The following is a 17,726-nucleotide window of genomic DNA, read 5'->3' as shown; positions in this document are numbered from 1 at the left end:
TTCCTCTCATATTTTGGATGTTACGGCTTATTTTCTTAGAAGTTCAGCTATTTAATTAGAGAGTAAATTTCAAGGAGCAACTTTGTTCTGAACGAATCTTTCTGATCGTTCCCGCTATAAAAGTAGACTAATCGCCATCTTCGATTGAATCGGTAAATAGTTCTTCTTTCATAATGGATGAACTGATCTGCCGTGTATCGACTTTTTGCCCGACTTCGATCAAATAATCGAGGTTCTCACGATAATGTTCAGCAAAGACACAACTATATAACACATCCAACAAATAGGAGATCGACGTATTGATCGTGAAACTACTGATTTTTGAGTACAATCGTTCACGTGTTGTCAGGCGTAATACCACATCGCTCGCTGTGGACAAACTGGACTCACCGATGCTCGTCAACGATAAAATCGGCACATTTTTTTCTTTCAAAATTTCAGCAGTCCGAAGCATCATCTGATTTTCTCCCGTATAAGAGATCAAGATCGCACAGTTTTCAGGCTGACAATTGTAGGCATCGTAATAGGACTCGCCAGATGTGGGCACGATGGTCACTTCTTGTTTGATCCGATTCATTTTCAATTTGAATGATTGAGCAATCAATGTGTTGGTATCACTCGAAAATAATACGATTTTATTCGATCGCAGCAGAAGTTGCTTTGCTTGTTGGAGATCGTCGTGCATCAACAAGGATAACGTATCTTGGATCGTCATACGTTCAAGTGCCGCAATCCGATTAGCGATCGTCATGATGCCTTCATTTTCGGAAAAAGGGAGATTGGCGTCCACTTCTTGAAAGTTTCCTTGTAGATATTCTGTTTCAGCAATGAACGCATCTCTAAAATCCACCCATCCGTGAAAACCCATTTTTTTGGCGATCCGAATCAAAGTAGAAGGATGGACATAGCAAGTTTCAGCAATTTGTTGAATCGTTCGATCGGCCAGAGTTGTTTCATTGGCTTGGAGAAAACGGATGACTTCGCTTTCTGAAGGTGAAAAGTTGATTTGTTTAAGCTTTTCCTTTAATAGCATAATTCGATCCTCTTTTTTACGTTTTTAGTTAAAAATATGTAAAATAATTGTAAACGGTATTATTTAGTGTGTCAATGAAACAAAAAAAAGAGAAGTAATTCCTTTACTCGTTTATTTTGATTGAAAAATTAGGTTTTATTTGGATTTTCTCATTATTTTTCTTTTTGTTATGCGCAATAAATTTACAAAAAAATGCAAGAATATCTATCATTTTGTAAATGGTTATTCAAATTGATCAAAAAGTATTGTGACTTTTATTTACAAAAATGATAATGGAGTTGTAAAAAAACGAAGGAGTGAGTGTATGAATCAAGGAATCAAGATCGCGACAATTGGTGGCGGAAGTAGTTACACACCGGAACTAATGGAAGGATTCATCAAACGTTACGATGAATTGCCGATTCGTGAAATCTGGTTAGTCGATATCGAAGCTGGGCGTGAAAAACTAGCGATCGTCAGTGAAATGGCCCAACGGATGTGGGATGCTTCTCCATATGACGTGAAAATCTATGCCACCTTAGATCGCGAAGAAGCACTGAAAGATGCGGACTTTGTCACTACACAATTTCGGGTCGGTCAATTGGATGCTCGTGTAAAAGACGAACGCATTCCAGCGTACTACGGCATGTTAGGCCAAGAAACCAATGGAGCTGGGGGAATGTTCAAAGCATTTCGTACGATCCCAGTCATTTTAGCAGTAGTTGAAGACATGAAACGCCTCTGTCCGAACGCTTGGTTGATCAATTTCGCTAATCCAAGCGGTATGGTGACTGAAGCAGTCGTTCGTTATGGGAAATGGGACAAAGTGATTGGATTGTGCAATGTACCAGTAATGGCAATGATGACAGAGCCAGTCATGATCAGTGAAAAGAAAGAAGAGTTGATTTATAAATTTGCTGGGCTGAACCATTTCCATTGGCACAAAGTAGCGGATGCAAAAGGAAATGATCGTACAGAAGATTTGATTGAACAACTTTATGCGGAAGATAACGGGTTGCCAAAAAACATATTCGATGTGCCATTCTTTAGAGAACAACTCGATCAGATGAAAATGATTCCTTGTGGCTATCACCGCTATTACTATCGTGAAGAAGAAATGTTGGAGCATGCGTTGGAAGAATACCACACGATCGGAACGCGAGCACAACAAGTCAAACAAACAGAAGCGGAATTGTTTGAGCTATACAAAGATCCGCAACTCGATCATAAACCAGAACAATTACAACAACGAGGTGGTGCCTATTATTCGGATGCTGCGTGTGAAACGATTGCTTCGATCTATGGCAATAAAGAAACTCAAATCGTTGTCTCAACGAAAAACAATGGGGCAGTGCCTGATCTACCAGCAGACTGTGTCGTTGAAGTAACAGCGTATGTAGGCGCGCAAGGAGCAAGAAGTGTTGCTTTTGGTTCATTACCTACAGCAGAACGTGGCTGGTTACAAGTGATGAAAAATATGGAGTTGTTGACGATCGAAGCAGCTGTCACAGGTGATTACGGGACGGCGTTACAAGCATTTACGATCAACCCATTAGTTCGTTCTGGTAAAACAGCAAAACGTATGATGGATGAATTATTTATTGCTCATCAAGAGTATTTACCACAATTTAAAGAAGCCATCGATCGCTTAACAGCAGAAGGCATCGAAGTGCAAGATGAATTAGCAAGAGAATTGTCAGAAAAACGTGTAGTGGAAGGAGTATAACAACGATGGGATTTAGAAAAGACTTTTTATGGGGTGGCGCAACAGCTGCCAATCAATGTGAAGGTGGATACGACGAAGGAGGGCGCGGCTTAGCCAATGTAGATGTCGTGCCGATTGGTCCAGATCGTTTTCCAGTGATTACCGGTCAACAAAAAATGTTTGAGTTTGATGACGAACATTTTTATCCAGCAAAAGAAGCGATCGATATGTACCATCACTATAAAGAAGATATTGCCTTATTTGCAGAAATGGGCTTTAAAACCTACCGTCTATCGATTGCCTGGAGCCGTATTTTTCCATTAGGTGATGAGAAAGAGCCAAACGAAGAAGGGTTGAAATTCTATGAAGATGTCTTTAAAGAATGTCAAAAGTATGGGATCGAACCCTTAGTAACGATCACCCATTTTGACTGCCCGATGCATCTAGTCAAGGAATATGGGGCATGGCGTTCGCGTGAATTAGTCGGATTTTATGAAAACCTTTGTCACGTGATCTTTAACCGTTACAAAGGATTAGTAAAATATTGGTTGACCTTTAATGAAATCAACATGATTTTACATGCACCGTTCATGGGCGCTGGCTTGTATTTTGAAGAAGGCGACAATGTAGAGCAAGTCAAATATCAAGCAGCTCATCATGAGTTACTAGCGAGTGCGATTGCCACAAAAATCGCGCATGAAGTCGACCCTGAGAATAAAGTCGGCTGTATGTTAGCTGCGGGGGCTTATTATCCTTATTCATGTAAACCAGAAGATGTCTGGGCTTCACGCCAAGCAGACCGTGAAAACTACTTCTTTATCGATGTGCAGTCAAGAGGAGAATACCCAGCATATGCACTAAAAGAAATGGAACGCCAAGGCATCGAGATCAAAATGGAACCAGGAGACTTAGAGTTATTGAAACAACATACTGTTGATTTTATTTCATTCTCTTATTATTCTTCTCGTGTTTCAACAACCGATCCAAAACTATTAGAACAAACCGCAGGAAATATCTTTGAATCAACGAAAAACCCTTATTTAGAAGCAAGTGAATGGGGCTGGCAAATTGACCCATTAGGTTTACGGGTAACCTTGAATGATATTTATGATCGTTATCAAAAACCATTGTTTATTGTCGAAAATGGTTTGGGCGCGGTAGATACTCCGGATGAGAATGGCTATGTGGAAGATGACTATCGCATTTCATATCTTGCTTCACACATCCAAGCGATGAAAGATGCAGTCGAATTAGATGGTGTTGATCTTTTAGGTTATACGACTTGGGGATGTATCGATCTAGTTTCTGCTGGAACTGGTGAAATGAAGAAACGCTATGGTTTTATCTACGTTGATCGTGACAATGAAGGCAATGGTACATTGAAACGAACAAAGAAAAAATCATTTGATTGGTATAAACAAGTGATTGCTTCGAATGGTGAAAATCTAGCGAACAAATAGGATAGAATAAGAATGTCTATTGTTTTTGTCTATCGATTTCGAGTATAATATATCTATTCGAAACTCGTAGGCAGAACAATAGACTTTTTGTGTGATTGGCTGTAAAGTAGGCTTACTTGATTTTAAAACGGAGGAATCTACATATGTATGATGTAATCGTAATTGGTGCAGGACCTGCTGGCATGACCGCTGCTTTGTATGCTTCAAGATCAAACTTATCAGTAGCGATGATCGAACAAGGGGCACCTGGTGGGCAAATGAACAACACCGCAGAAGTAGAAAATTATCCTGGATTTGATTCGATCATGGGGCCAGACCTTGCGTATAAAATGTATGAAGGTGTTTCACGATTTGGAACTGAAAATGTCTACGGTATCGTCCAAGATATCAAAGATCATGGCAACTATAAAGAAGTCATCTGTGAAGACAAAAGTTACGAAGCGAAAACAGTCATCATTGCAACTGGTTGTATCCATCGTAAACTAGGAGTACCAGGCGAAGAAGAATATGCTGGACGTGGCGTTTCTTATTGCGCGGTTTGTGACGGTGCATTTTTCCGTGATAAACGCTTAGTCGTGATCGGTGGTGGCGATTCTGCAGTAGAAGAAGCTGTGTATTTGACACAATTTGCTTCAGAAGTCGTTATCGTTCATCGTCGTGATGAACTAAGAGCGCAAAAAATCATCCAAGATCGCGCATTTGCGAACGAAAAAATCTCATTTGTTTGGGATACGATCACTGATGAGATCATCGGAAATGATATGGTCGTTACTGGTGTCAAAGGGCACAACGCAAAAACAGGGGAAGAAATCGAATTAGCAGCTGACGGTGTGTTCATCTACGTTGGACTAGATCCATTAACTGAACCTTTCCGCAAAGCAGGACTCACGAATGCTGCTGGCTGGATTCCAACAGATCAAGATATGCGTACGAATATGCCTGGTGTGTTTGCTATTGGCGATGTGCGAGAAAAAGATCTACGCCAAATCACCACAGCAGTAGGCGATGGCGGGATTGCTGGACAACAAGTGTATAAATACTTGGAAGCATTAGAAGAAACGCCAAACGCTCAAGGATAACTAATGATTTAAAAAACGAAAGGTGTCTGGGACATTAGTCCTCTTGTGCTACCTAAAACCGAATAAACGGCGGGAACAGAAGTAACCTCTTCGGAAATAAGGCGCCATCCACAAAAATTTGAAGAACAATTTTCGTGGATGGCGCCTTATTTCTCGAGGCTGAACACTTCTTTCCCGACCTCTTTTTCTTATGCTTTGCTATCTAAATAGAGAATGCTATACTTAGAAAGGAATATATTTTTAGAAAGAGGTGTCAGCTTCATGTCTTGGAAACAAGTTTACGAGCAATGGGCAACTGAAGAATCATTAGAAGAAAATTTAAAAAAACAATTAAAAGAATTAAGTGAAAATCCTGAAAAATTAGAAGATGCGTTCTACGCACCTTTGGAATTTGGTACAGCAGGAATGCGCGGGATCTTAGGACCTGGAATCAATCGAATGAACATCTATACTGTACGTCAAGCAACAGAAGGGCTTGCACAATTTATGGATGAACAAGGAGCAGAAACAAAAAAACGTGGGGTAGCGATTGCTTATGATTCACGTCATCAATCGCCAGAATTTGCGATGGAAGCGGCAAAAACTTTAGCGCAACATGGTATTCCATCTTTTGTATTTGAAAGCTTACGACCAACCCCAGAGCTTTCATTTGCGGTTCGTCATCTTAACGCATTCGCTGGGATCATGGTTACAGCTTCTCATAATCCAGCGGCATATAATGGCTATAAAGTCTATGGCGAAGATGGTGGACAAATGCCGCCTGCTGATGCAGACGCATTGACAAAATATGTACGAAACATCAGCAATCCATTAAAAGTAGAAGTTTTAGCAGAAGAACAAGCAAAAAATAGTGATTTGATCACGATCATCGGCGAAGAAATCGACCAAGCGTACTTGGAAGAAATCAAAGCAGTGACGATCAATCATGAATTAGTAGAAACATTAGGGAAAGAATTGAAGCTAGTCTTCACGCCGTTACACGGAACAGGCAAAATGTTAGGTGAGCGTGCGTTGACTCAAGCGGGATTTGAACAATTTGTCTTGGTTCCTGAGCAAGCAGTCGCTGACCCAGACTTCACCACAGTCAAATCACCAAATCCAGAAGAACACTCTGCTTTTGAATACGCAATCCGTTTAGGCGAAAAAGAAGGCGCAGATCTATTGATTGCTACTGATCCAGATGCCGATCGTCTAGGTGCAGCTGTACGCTTGCCAGACGGTTCATACAAAGTATTGACTGGAAATCAAATCGGCGCTTTGCTTGTCCAATATATCCTAGAAGCTCACAAAGAAAAAGGAACACTGCCAGAAAATGCGGCGGTCTTGAAATCAATCGTTTCAAGTGAACTACCGACAGCAATCGCTAGACATTATGGTGTAGAAATGATGAACGTTTTGACTGGCTTCAAATTTATTGCTGAAAAAATCCAACAATTTGAAGAAACCAAGGCGCATACATTCATGTTTGGTTTTGAAGAAAGCTACGGTTATTTAGTCAAACCATTCGTTCGCGATAAAGACGCGATTCAAGCACTATTATTATTAGCAGAAGTTGCTGCATTTTATAAAAAACAAGGTAAGACCCTTTATGATGGGTTACAATCGATTTTTGAAACGTATGGCTATTATGCAGAAAAAACAATTTCAGTCACAATGAGTGGGCAAGAAGGTTCAGCGAAAATTGCAGCACTGATGGAGAAATTCAGAAAAGATGCACCAACTGAATTTGCCGGAGAAAAAGTTTTACAAACAGAAGATTTCAAGGCACTGACAAAAACAGATGACCAAGGAAATGTAGAAAAACTAACGACTCCACCTTCAGATGTATTGAAATATACACTAGAAGAAGACGGTTGGATCGCGATCCGTCCTTCTGGAACGGAACCAAAAATCAAATTTTATATTGGTGTCAAAGGTGATTCAAACCAAGCAGCACAAGAAAAAATTGCTGCACTTGAAGCTAGCATCAAATCAATGACAGAAGAATAAACAGTTGAGACTGACGAAAAAAGTGGTACACTTTAGTAGTCAGTCTTTTTTTGGAGGTGAATCGTTTGTCGGGGAATCAAAACATTAAAGTAGAAAAAGTGAGTCAATTATTCAAGGTATTAAGTGATCCGACACGTTTGAATATTTTACTTTATTTAAAAGATGGTGAAAAAAATGTGACGTCGATCAGTCAATCTGTTCAAATGGAACAATCGGCTGTGTCTCATCAATTACGGTTGTTACGTGAAAACCACGTGGTGAAATCACGACGTGAAGGAAAAACGATCCTTTACAGTTTAGATGACTTTCATGTATTAGATATTTTAGAACAAACGATCAAACATGTAGAGCATCAAAAAAGCTAACTAAAGTCATTAAAAAAGGATTTGAAAGTGTCTGGGACATTGGTCCTCTTGTACCACCTAAAACCGAATAAACGGCGGGAACAGAAGTAACCACTTCGGAAATAAGGCGCCATCCACAAAAATTTGAAGAACAATTTTCGTGGATGGCGCCTTATTTCTTGAGGTTGAACACTTCTGTCCCGACCTCGATCAACTCCTATTTTTATCATTTAAAAAGATAATAAAAAGCTATTTCTCTTCCGAAGTTTCTGTGCCGTAATAGCTATGGTCTTCCAGCTCTAACTCATTCAATATCAATGATGCTGTTTCTTCAATGGAAAGAGAAGCAACATTGATGACGACACACCCTAATTTTTCATAAAGTTCATTGGCAAATTCCAATTCTGCACGAATTTTTTCGATATCGGAGTACGCAGTATCTGGATTCAGGCCATATGAACGCATGCGTTCTTTACGAATGTTATTTAAAATATCAGGGTTATTTGTTAATCCAACAATCTTCTTCGGATCGATTTCCCACAACTGTTTAGGGATATGTGCTTGAGGTATCAGTGGGAGATTCGCTACTTTTAAATTTTTATTGGCTAAAAACAAACTTAATGGTGTTTTAGAAGTTCTGGAAACACCAAGTAAGACGACATCGGCTTCCAAAAAACCTCGAGGATCTTTTCCGTCGTCATATTTCACCGCAAACTCCATCGCTTTGATTCGTTTGAAATAATTTTCATTCAATAAGTGAAGTGCCCCTGGTTGACGTGTCGGTTTGATGCCAGTCAAGCGCTCGATTTCTGCAATTGGCGGGGTCAATACATCAAAGCTGTATAATTTGTTTTTTTGACAAAATTCATTTGTTAAATCCACCAATTCTTGGTTGATCAATGTATGGAGAACTAATGCTTGTTCTGACAATGCATCATTTAGTGCGCGTTGCAACGTCTCTGGATCAGTCACAAAAGTTCGTCGAAATAAACTAAATTCGATGGATGGATATTGCGCCATTGTGGCTTGGGCTAATTTTGTTGCTGTTTCACCTGCAGAGTCTGAAATGACAAAAAAGGTGACGACTTCATTTGATTCGGCAGTCATAAATAAAAAACCTCGCTTGCTTTTTTTTTAGGTTTATTATACCATACTCGAGTGTACATACTTCGTAATCATTTTGATTTGGGGGATAATGATGAATAAACAAACATTGATCGAACAATCTTTAGAAACATTGAAAAATAACGGGTTCAAATACACGAAAAAGCGAGAAGCATTACTCGCATATTTAATCAAACGAAATCGTTACGTCTCTGCAAAAGAAGTCTTTGACTATATGAGTCAGGAATTTAAAGGAGTCAGCTATGATACGATCTATCGTAATTTACATGACTTTTCAGAGTTAGATCTTTTGGAAGAAACGGATCTAAATGGAGAAATGAAATTCCGTTTTCATTGTTGTCAAGGCGAGATTGGGCATCATCACCACTTCATATGTACCGTTTGTGGGACGACAAAAGAAATCCATATGTGTCCAATGAATTATTTTGAAGAACAACTCAGTGGGTGTACCATTGAAGGGCATCGCTTTGAGATATTTGGTCGCTGTGAGAGCTGTCAATAATAATTTTCAATAAAATAACAGGTGATTATTAAAAAAAAACATAAGATTCTCTTGACGGTCAAAACTGCTTTAGCTATAATGTTTATAGAACAGTCTTGTTTCTTGAGATTAACATTTCAATAACAATTACGGTTACTTTTTAAGCTCGGAGGGAGGGAATTAATATGTCAAAAACAGTCGTTCGCAAAAACGAATCACTTGACGATGCTCTTCGTCGCTTCAAACGTTCCGTGTCAAAAGCGGGTACTTTACAAGAATCTCGTAAACGTGAATTCTACGAAAAACCAAGTGTAAAGCGTAAGAAAAAATCTGAAGCAGCTAGAAAACGCAAAAAATTCTAGTTCTTTGATGAATTGGAGTTGGTAGTGTGTCACTACTAAGTAGATTGAACGATGACATGAAGACAGCGATGAAAGCTAAAGATAAAGAATCTTTACAGGTGATTCGTATGATCAAGTCATCTATACAAAACGAGCAAATTAAAGAAGGTCACGACTTGACAGAAGAAGAAGAACTAACAGTGTTGTCTCGCGAAATGAAACAACGCCGTGATTCTTTGCATGAATTCGAGGAAGCTGGACGTGACGATTTAGCTGAAAAAGTGAAAAGTGAAATTGTGATAGTCGAAAAGTATATGCCAGAGCAACTTTCTGAAGAAGAAATTCGACAACTTGTTCAAGATGCGATCACGCAAACAGGTGCTTCATCTGCAAAAGAATTTGGTAAAGTCATGGGAGTTATCATGCCTAAAGTCAAAGGAAAAGCTGATGGAAATCAAGTAAATGCTATCGTAAAAGAACTATTGCAGTCTTAATCTTAGCAAACGAAACTACGGACGCGAAAGTGTCCGTAGTTTTTTTGTGTTCATTAAAAGAATAGTTTTTTGATCAATATTTTTTTGTTTAAAAACGTTTGTTGTTACTTGACAAAAGATTCATAGATTAAAATAAATCGGACAACTGATGATCAAAGTCAGGTATCTCTGCTAGTTACTAAATGATTAGGTTGTTTTAGTTGAAGAACGTTTTGTCTCAGTAATCCAAATTAAAACTTTTTTCTCAAGTCGTCTCATTTTATTCGCTATATAGTTTTTCATGATTATGGTAGAATAGGTAAGAACGATTTGAAATAAAGGAGATGTCTATTTTTGACAGAAGCGTCTAGTTCTTTGGATATTAGATTAACAGCAACTGATGATATCAGTATGCTTTTAGGGTCACATGATAAACATATCAAACTGATCGAAGAAACAACTGAAACGACGATCCACACAAGAGGTGAAGTGATCCAGATCATCGGGGAAGAAACCGATATTTCTTTGGCTGCTTCCGTCATCCGAACGTTACAAGAATTGATCAAACGAGGGATCCATATCAGTATGCCTGATGTGGTCACTGCCTTGAAAATGGCTCAAAAAGGGACATTGGACTATTTTGTTGAGATGTATGAACAAGAGATCGTCAAAGATCGCAATGGCAAACCGATCCGTGTCAAAAACAGCGGACAAAAAAAATACGTCGATTCTGTCGCCAAACATGATGTGGTCTTTGGCGTAGGACCAGCTGGTACTGGGAAAACATTTTTGGCTGTCGTATTAGCGATTGCTGCCTTAAAAAAAGGCGAAGTCCAAAAAATCATCTTGACTCGTCCAGCCGTCGAAGCAGGTGAAAATCTTGGATTCTTACCTGGAGATCTGAAGGAAAAAGTCGATCCATATTTACGACCAGTTTATGATGCACTGTACCAGATTTTTGGGTTGGATCATACCAATCGTTTGATGGAGCGAGGAATCATCGAGATTGCACCACTTGCATATATGCGTGGTAGAACGTTAGATGATGCCTTTGTGATTTTGGATGAGGCGCAAAACACAACAGTCGCCCAAATGAAAATGTTTTTGACTCGGCTTGGCTATCAGTCAAAAATGATCGTCAATGGGGACACGAGCCAAATCGATTTACCAAAAGGGACAATGAGTGGATTGATCCATGCAGAACGAACACTCAAACAAATCAAAAAAATCGATTTTGTGAATTTTGAAGCTAGTGATGTCGTTCGTCACCCTGTCGTGGCAGAAATCATCAAAGCTTATGAAAAAGCGGATCTTCATCAAGAATAGCTTTTTTAGGAGGATTACCACATGTTGAACAAAATATTGCAGCAGCTTCAAGCGAAATTAGGGAAAGCTGCAGCACCTTTTCTCTTATTGCTTTTCTTTCTATTGATGTGTGGGATCACGTTTAGCAGCGTGAAGCAAAAGCCCAATGATTTTAGAGAGGGACAAGTAGCGGAAGAAAGTATCCGTGCCAATAAAACGATTGAGAACACGGAAGAAACCGAACAAAAAAGGAAATTAGCAGCTGAAGCAGTGACACCTGAGTACACCTACCAAAGTGACCTAGCTTCGGAACAAGATCGTCGGATCAATCAACTGTTTGTTTTGATCGATCGTGCGAATGACACGATCGACAAACAATACGAAGAAAAAGTCAGTAAGGCAAAAGAAGATGAAAATGTTCCAAAGCCAACAGTAGAAGAACGGATAGCCGCATTGAAACGAATATTCGAAAGTTCAAATGCGGATGATGTCGCGTTCTACCAAAAATTACCAAATAGTTTTTACTCAACGATCATGAATATGTCAGAAAGCGAGATTACGACGGTTCGTGATGAAAGCTTGAAATTGATCGACGAACAAATGAGTAAGCAAGTTCGAGAAAGTGATTTAGATAATTTCAAACAAGAAGCAAATGATAAGATCCAGTATTTGAATGTTTCGGCAGAACAACAAGAAATGATCCGCTATTTAGTCGATCAGGGCATTGTTGTGAATGATGTGCTAAATGAAAAACGAACAGAAGAGTTGAAGCAAGAGGCACGTGACTCCATCCAACCCGTCATGATTTTCCAAGGGGAGATCATTGTTCGTGAAGGGAATCAAATCGATGCAGCTGCTATGAAAAAATTAGAGTTGTTAGGTTTGACGAGTCAATCTACTTCGATTTTTCCTCTTGTCGCTATGATTCTAGCGGTATTATTGCAAATTGGTGTGTTATTCTACAATTCACTACAGTATAAAGATCTATTCAAACGAACAGAGTATATTCTTTTCTACGTAACAGCGATGTCCATCAGTATTTTATTGATGAAATTTTTCCAAGTCTTTCAAACAGAGCAAGCGACGTATATTCCGTTACTTTACCCAGCAGCGTTTGTACCGCTTGTCTTAAACTTTTTCTTGAATCGAAGAGCGGGTATCATGGCTGCGTTATTCCAAGCAGTTTCAGCGCTATTCATTTTTTACAATTCGATCGGTACGAATTTCTTGACTGTGATTTTGGTCTCGTACCTATTTGCCGGCTTTTTAGCAGCCATTTTAAAACGGCAACGTATTTCAGAACAATGGTTCCCAGCAATCATGTGGGTCGTTGTCTTTCCGTTATTGATGGATGTCGTTTTAGTGGTTTATCAAGGCATGAGCTTTAGCGATGGCACCACTTGGTTAACACTTGTATGTGGCTTCATGGGCGCATTTCTGTCGTATTTACTGACGATTGGTCTGCACCCTTATATTGAGCTATTAGTGAATGACGACAGTGTGATCGTTCTAAATGAATTGAGTAACCCGAACCATCCATTATTGAAGCAATTGTTAGAAGAAGCACCGGGAACGTATCATCATAGTATGATGGTTGCGAATCTGAGTGCGAATGCAGTTGCTGAAATCGGTGGGCGTTCATTGTTGACACGTGTGGCTTGTTATTACCATGACATCGGCAAAATCAAACATGCCAGCTTTTTCGTGGAGAACTTACCTTCTGGTGCGGAAAATCCCCATAACTTTTTACTTCCTGAAGATAGTAAACAAATTATTTTTGGGCATGTGACAGACGGTGCGAAGATTTTAGAAGAGTACGATATGCCACAAATGGTGATCGATATCTGCAAGCAACATCATGGGACGACTTTGATGCGTTATTTCTATATCAAAGCAAAAGAACGTAATCCCGAAGTAACAGAGGAACAATTCCGTTACCCTGGCCCTAGACCGCAAACACGGGAAGCTGGGATCGTCAATATTGCGGATAGTTGCGAAGCCGCTGTGCGAGCGATGGATCATCCAACCAGTGAAAAAATCGAAGCTTTTGTGCATAATTTGATTGAAGAACGGATTTCTGATGGTCAGCTTGATGATAGTGGATTGACACTCAAAGAAATCCGCAAAGTTGAAAAATCTCTTGTTAGTGGATTGAGCAGTACCTTCCACTCAAGGATCAAATACCCTAAAATGAAGTCTGAAGCAGAAAAAATGAAACAAGAAAAAGAATAGCAAGAAGGAAGCGATGACTAATGGATATTACATTTATCGATGAAACAAACACTGTATCTGAAACGAAAATCAAAGAAATTGAAGAATTGCTTCAATTTGCGGCAAAAAAACTTTCTTTATCAGATGAGACGGAAATGTCGGTGACCTTCATGGATAATCCGTCTATCCAAGGAATCAATCGTACGTACCGTGGCAAAGACGCACCAACAGATGTGATCAGTTTTGCGTTAGAAGATGAAGGTGAAGACGAGATCCCAGTGATTTTTGAAGAGGACGATGAGCCAATGCCTCGTGTATTGGGAGATATCATGATCTCAATCGATCGGGCAAAAGAACAAGCTGAAGAATATGGTCACTCCTATGATCGCGAACTAGGCTTCTTAGCCGTCCATGGATTTTTACACATCAACGGCTACGACCATATGACACCTGAAGATGAAGCGGAAATGTTTGGCTTACAGAAAGAGATTTTAGATGCTTATGGACTTAAAAGATAAAAGAGAAGAACAAAAAGTAGATAAAAACAAACATTTTTTGATGTCAGTGGAGTTTGCTTTACAAGGAGTCAAAACCGTTTTTGATGAAGAAAGAAATATGAAGAAACATGTGGCTCTTGGGATCATTGCTCTGATCATGGGGTTCATCTTTCAATTGGATCGAATGGAGTGGCTATGGTTGCTCCTTTCAGTCTTTCTCGTATGGATCGTCGAAATCATGAACACTGTGTTTGAGAATGTAGTGGATATGTTCACAGACTTCCATTTTCATCCCATTGGGAAAAAAATCAAAGATATGGCAGCTGGGGCAGTGTTATTGACTGCTTGCTTCGCTGTAATCGTGGGGATCATCTTATTTGGTCCAAAAATCTATCAACTGTTTTTTAATTAAAAGGAGAGTAATTATGTCAGAACATAAATCTGGATTTGTAGCAATCGTCGGACGACCAAATGTTGGTAAATCGACGTTGCTCAATCGGATCGTTGGTCAAAAAATCGCGATCATGAGTGATAAAGCGCAAACGACAAGAAATAAGATCCAAGGAGTGTATACGACTCCTGAAGCACAATTGATCTTTATTGATACACCTGGAATCCATAAACCCAAACATCGCTTAGGCGATTTTATGGTAGAAACAGCTTATAGTGCTTTACGTGAAGTTGATGCGGTATTGTTCATGATCAGCGCCGATCAAAAAAGAGGAAAAGGCGACGATTTCATCATCGAACGCTTGAAAAATGTCCAATCACCGGTATATTTAGTGATCAATAAGATCGACAAAGTCCATCCAGATGAGTTATTAGGGATCATTGAAGATTATTCCTCACAAATGGAGTTTGCCCAAGTTGTTCCGATCTCTGCGACAGAAGGAAACAATGTCGAACGTTTGATGGAGGTCTTAGTGGATGAAATGCCTGAAGGCCCGCAATATTTCCCAGACGATCAAGTCACTGACCATCCGGAGTATTTTATCGTTTCTGAATTGATTCGGGAAAAAGTCTTGTTTTTGACACGAGATGAAGTACCCCATTCAGTCGCAGTAGTCATCGATACGATGAAACGTAATGAGAATAATAAAATCCATATCCAAGCTACGATCATTGTCGAGCGGGATAGTCAAAAAGGAATCATAATCGGTAAAGGCGGTAAGATGCTGAAAGACATCGGAACAAAAGCACGAAGAGATATTGAGAATCTGCTAGGGGACAAAGTCTTTCTAGAACTTTGGGTAAAAGTCCAAAAAGATTGGCGAGACAAACGAGTCTATTTACAAGACTTTGGATATCGTCAAGACGAGTATTAAACAAGGTTGTGAGAAAGCCGGTCAGCTCCGAATAGTAAGGCGAAACGTGGGAAAATAGCTTTCCATATTTCTTCACGTTTCGCCTTACTATTGAAGAGTTGCTCTTGAGCACCGGTTATCCAGTTACAGAAGTTAGAGGACAACTAAGTCATGGAAGCAATTAAGAGTCTGGAATAAAAGTAATAGTTACTTTTGTCTCGACTTCACGGATGCTCGCATGACTTTTTCCTTCTTTTCAATTTAAAAAAGCAATTTACGTTAAAGTCAGAGGAGGGGTGACGATGAGTCAGCTTGCAGAATCAAAAGGAATCATCCTTTCTAGTCGCAACTACAAGGAAAAAGATAAATTAGTCAAGATATTTACAGAATCGGCAGGAAAAATGATGTTTTATGTCAAGGGGATCCATCGTCAAAATCAACCGATTGCACCCGCATTGTTGCCTTTTACGGAAGCAATTTATATTGGTCATTTTCATAATGAAGGCTTGTCCTTTGTTAACAGTGTAAAAGATGTCCACTCGTTTCGTAAGATACAAGAAGATATTTTTCTTAGCGGTTACGGGACTTATTTGTTGAACTTAGTGGATGCGGCGATCGAGGATCGGCAATATGATCCGAATCTATTTCAATTCACACACCAAGCATTGCAACGCATGGATCAAGGAGATGACCCAGAGATCATTACGAATATTTTTGAGATTCAATTATTGCAACGTTTCGGGATCTCGCCAGTTTGGACCCACTGTGCAGTGTGTGGAAAGACGCAAGGAAAATTTGATTATTCATCCAAATATGGTGGCGTCTTATGTGAAAATCACTGGGAGTTAGATCATTATCGGTATCACGCGGACCCACGTGCAGTTCACTTCGTACGGCTCTTCTCAGCAATCTCGTATGATCGCATCAGCGGGATCGACCTCAAAGAAGAAACCAAACAAAAGATTCGCCAATTGATTGATCTGTTATATGAAGAATACGTAGGCATCCATTTGAAAAGTAAAAAGTTTATTGATCAAATGAAAAGTTGGGAACATATCATGAAACCGACCAATGAGGCAACGAAGGAAAATCCTGCAGAAGAATGAAAAAATGTTTGAAACAATGGATTTTTTTCAAAAATATTTGACAAAGTACTTGGTTAACGTCTATTATAAAGCCTAGATAGTAACTATTGTTTTTTCAATAGACGAATGTCATTTATAAAGGATATTCAATAATCACATACGTACGATGATCAAGATCAGTAGAAAATCAAGTGGCACAAGCGAGTTCGGGAGAGTGTGAGCCGAATGCTAACGGTTTTTGAAGAGGCACTTGTGAGTACGATCAACGAAGCTGCCGAGTCGCTCGGAAGTAGGGTGGAACCGCGAAGATATTCGTCCCTATGTTTGTTTACGCAAACATAGGGACTTTTTTTGTTACTATTTTTGATTCTTGGTTAAGATGAAAGGGGTAATTATATGAGTAAGAAGCAAACAGTTCAAGAAATGATTTTGACATTACAAAAATTTTGGTCATCGAACGGTTGTATGCTGATGCAAGCATACGATACAGAAAAAGGGGCAGGTACAATGAGCCCTTACACGTTTTTACGAGCAATCGGTCCAGAACCTTGGAATGCCGCTTACGTTGAGCCATCACGTCGACCAGCTGATGGTCGTTATGGTGAGAATCCTAACCGGTTATATCAACACCATCAATTCCAAGTGGTGATGAAGCCATCACCAGAAAATATCCAAGAACTTTACTTGGAAAGCTTGCGTTTGTTAGGGATCGATCCGTTAGAACATGATATCCGCTTTGTTGAGGACAACTGGGAGAACCCTTCGATGGGTTGTGCCGGTGTTGGTTGGGAAGTCTGGTTAGATGGCATGGAAATCACGCAATTTACGTACTTCCAACAAGTCGGCGGTTTGCCATGTAAACCAGTCACTTCAGAAATCACTTATGGGTTAGAGCGCTTAGCTTCTTATATCCAAGAAGTGGAAAGTGTGTATGATCTTGAATGGTCAGCAGGTGTCAAATATGGTGAGATCTTCAAACAGCCTGAATATGAACACTCAAAATATTCATTTGAAGTGAGTGATCAAGAATTATTATTAAGTAATTTTGATCGTTTTGAAAAAGAAGCGAAACGTTGTATTGAAGAAAATCTGGTCCATCCAGCATATGATTACATTTTAAAATGTAGTCACACCTTCAATCTATTAGATGCTCGTGGTGCAGTATCTGTGACTGAACGTGCTGGCTACTTGGCTCGCATTCGTAACATGGCGAAATCTGTGGCGAAAATCTTTGTTGCAGAACGTGAAAAACTTGGATTCCCATTGCTAAATAATCAATCAGAAAATCCAACGACTGTTAAGGAAGGTGAATAAG

The 17,726-nt window shown here is 39.5% G+C and carries 17 protein-coding genes; 15 read left to right on the top strand and 2 right to left on the bottom strand.

Features of this window, described 5'->3' with window-relative positions:
- Positions 1 to 127 precede the first annotated feature (127 nt).
- The gene (locus IGJ49_RS10025; protein WP_023520007.1) at positions 128 to 1,033 is read right to left on the bottom strand and encodes a MurR/RpiR family transcriptional regulator; all 906 of its coding nucleotides are present in this window, start codon (positions 1,031 to 1,033) and stop codon (positions 128 to 130) included.
- Positions 1,034 to 1,337: 304 nt separating this feature from the next.
- Here IGJ49_RS10025 and IGJ49_RS10020 point away from each other — a divergent pair, with 304 nt between their 5' ends.
- The 5 genes from IGJ49_RS10020 to IGJ49_RS10000 all read left to right on the top strand — a co-directional run bounded on the left by IGJ49_RS10020 (position 1,338) and on the right by IGJ49_RS10000 (position 7,610).
- Entirely contained in the window at positions 1,338 to 2,738 is a 1,401-nt protein-coding gene (locus tag IGJ49_RS10020) for a 6-phospho-beta-glucosidase (RefSeq protein WP_019724139.1), read from the top strand.
- 5 nt (positions 2,739 to 2,743) lie between these two features.
- Positions 2,744 to 4,177 carry a 6-phospho-beta-glucosidase gene (locus IGJ49_RS10015; protein WP_019724140.1) on the top strand — a complete coding sequence of 478 codons (1,434 nt, stop codon included), beginning with the start codon at positions 2,744 to 2,746 and terminating at the stop codon, positions 4,175 to 4,177.
- A gap of 143 nt (positions 4,178 to 4,320) precedes the next feature.
- Positions 4,321 to 5,256, top strand: coding sequence for a thioredoxin-disulfide reductase (gene trxB, locus IGJ49_RS10010; protein WP_023520004.1), 936 nt, complete (start codon positions 4,321 to 4,323; stop codon positions 5,254 to 5,256).
- 261 nt (positions 5,257 to 5,517) lie between these two features.
- Complete coding sequence (locus IGJ49_RS10005; RefSeq protein WP_010734953.1) at positions 5,518 to 7,245, top strand: phospho-sugar mutase; 1,728 nt, start codon at positions 5,518 to 5,520, stop codon at positions 7,243 to 7,245.
- A gap of 65 nt (positions 7,246 to 7,310) precedes the next feature.
- The gene (locus IGJ49_RS10000) at positions 7,311 to 7,610 is read left to right on the top strand and encodes an ArsR/SmtB family transcription factor (protein WP_010734954.1); all 300 of its coding nucleotides are present in this window, start codon (positions 7,311 to 7,313) and stop codon (positions 7,608 to 7,610) included.
- A 228-nt stretch (positions 7,611 to 7,838) separates the two neighbouring features.
- Here the strand turns inward: IGJ49_RS10000 and IGJ49_RS09995 are convergent, their stop codons facing one another.
- The gene (locus tag IGJ49_RS09995; RefSeq protein ID WP_010734955.1) at positions 7,839 to 8,696 is read right to left on the bottom strand and encodes a pyruvate, water dikinase regulatory protein; all 858 of its coding nucleotides are present in this window, start codon (positions 8,694 to 8,696) and stop codon (positions 7,839 to 7,841) included.
- 91 nt (positions 8,697 to 8,787) lie between these two features.
- Here IGJ49_RS09995 and IGJ49_RS09990 point away from each other — a divergent pair, with 91 nt between their 5' ends.
- The 10 genes from IGJ49_RS09990 to glyQ all read left to right on the top strand — a co-directional run bounded on the left by IGJ49_RS09990 (position 8,788) and on the right by glyQ (position 17,725).
- The gene (locus tag IGJ49_RS09990; RefSeq protein WP_010734956.1) at positions 8,788 to 9,216 is read left to right on the top strand and encodes a Fur family transcriptional regulator; all 429 of its coding nucleotides are present in this window, start codon (positions 8,788 to 8,790) and stop codon (positions 9,214 to 9,216) included.
- Between the two features lie 164 nt (positions 9,217 to 9,380).
- The gene (gene rpsU / locus IGJ49_RS09985) at positions 9,381 to 9,557 is read left to right on the top strand and encodes a 30S ribosomal protein S21 (protein WP_002356740.1); all 177 of its coding nucleotides are present in this window, start codon (positions 9,381 to 9,383) and stop codon (positions 9,555 to 9,557) included.
- Between the two features lie 26 nt (positions 9,558 to 9,583).
- Positions 9,584 to 10,030 carry a GatB/YqeY domain-containing protein gene (locus IGJ49_RS09980; protein ID WP_010734957.1) on the top strand — a complete coding sequence of 149 codons (447 nt, stop codon included), beginning with the start codon at positions 9,584 to 9,586 and terminating at the stop codon, positions 10,028 to 10,030.
- A 333-nt stretch (positions 10,031 to 10,363) separates the two neighbouring features.
- Positions 10,364 to 11,335, top strand: a complete 972-nt coding sequence (locus IGJ49_RS09975) for a PhoH family protein (protein WP_010734958.1) — start codon at positions 10,364 to 10,366, stop codon at positions 11,333 to 11,335.
- A gap of 21 nt (positions 11,336 to 11,356) precedes the next feature.
- Positions 11,357 to 13,546: an HD family phosphohydrolase gene (locus tag IGJ49_RS09970; protein ID WP_010734959.1), complete on the top strand. Its 2,190-nt coding sequence runs from the start codon at positions 11,357 to 11,359 to the stop codon at positions 13,544 to 13,546.
- A 20-nt stretch (positions 13,547 to 13,566) separates the two neighbouring features.
- Complete coding sequence (gene ybeY / locus IGJ49_RS09965) at positions 13,567 to 14,043, top strand: rRNA maturation RNase YbeY (RefSeq protein WP_438723329.1); 477 nt, start codon at positions 13,567 to 13,569, stop codon at positions 14,041 to 14,043.
- A complete protein-coding gene (locus IGJ49_RS09960; RefSeq protein ID WP_029594236.1) occupies positions 14,027 to 14,434 on the top strand; it encodes a diacylglycerol kinase family protein in 408 nt (135 codons plus the stop codon). The genes ybeY and IGJ49_RS09960 overlap by 17 nt, the downstream gene beginning before the upstream one ends.
- A 13-nt stretch (positions 14,435 to 14,447) precedes the next feature.
- Entirely contained in the window at positions 14,448 to 15,347 is a 900-nt protein-coding gene (gene era / locus IGJ49_RS09955) for a GTPase Era (RefSeq protein ID WP_010734962.1), read from the top strand.
- Positions 15,348 to 15,628: 281 nt separating this feature from the next.
- Entirely contained in the window at positions 15,629 to 16,432 is an 804-nt protein-coding gene (gene recO, locus IGJ49_RS09950; protein ID WP_023520001.1) for a DNA repair protein RecO, read from the top strand.
- 375 nt (positions 16,433 to 16,807) lie between these two features.
- Positions 16,808 to 17,725 (top strand): glycine--tRNA ligase subunit alpha, encoded by a 918-nt coding sequence (glyQ, locus tag IGJ49_RS09945; RefSeq protein ID WP_010734964.1) that lies wholly within the window; start codon positions 16,808 to 16,810, stop codon positions 17,723 to 17,725.
- Position 17,726: the final 1 nt, after the last annotated feature.

It is taken from the genome of Enterococcus sp. AZ171 (genome assembly GCF_051714005.1).
Taxonomy (GTDB): Bacteria; Bacillota; Bacilli; order Lactobacillales; family Enterococcaceae; genus Enterococcus_B; species Enterococcus_B pernyi.
The sequence above is the reverse complement of the archived record's forward strand: the minus strand, read 5'-3'. Positions and strand labels throughout refer to the sequence as shown.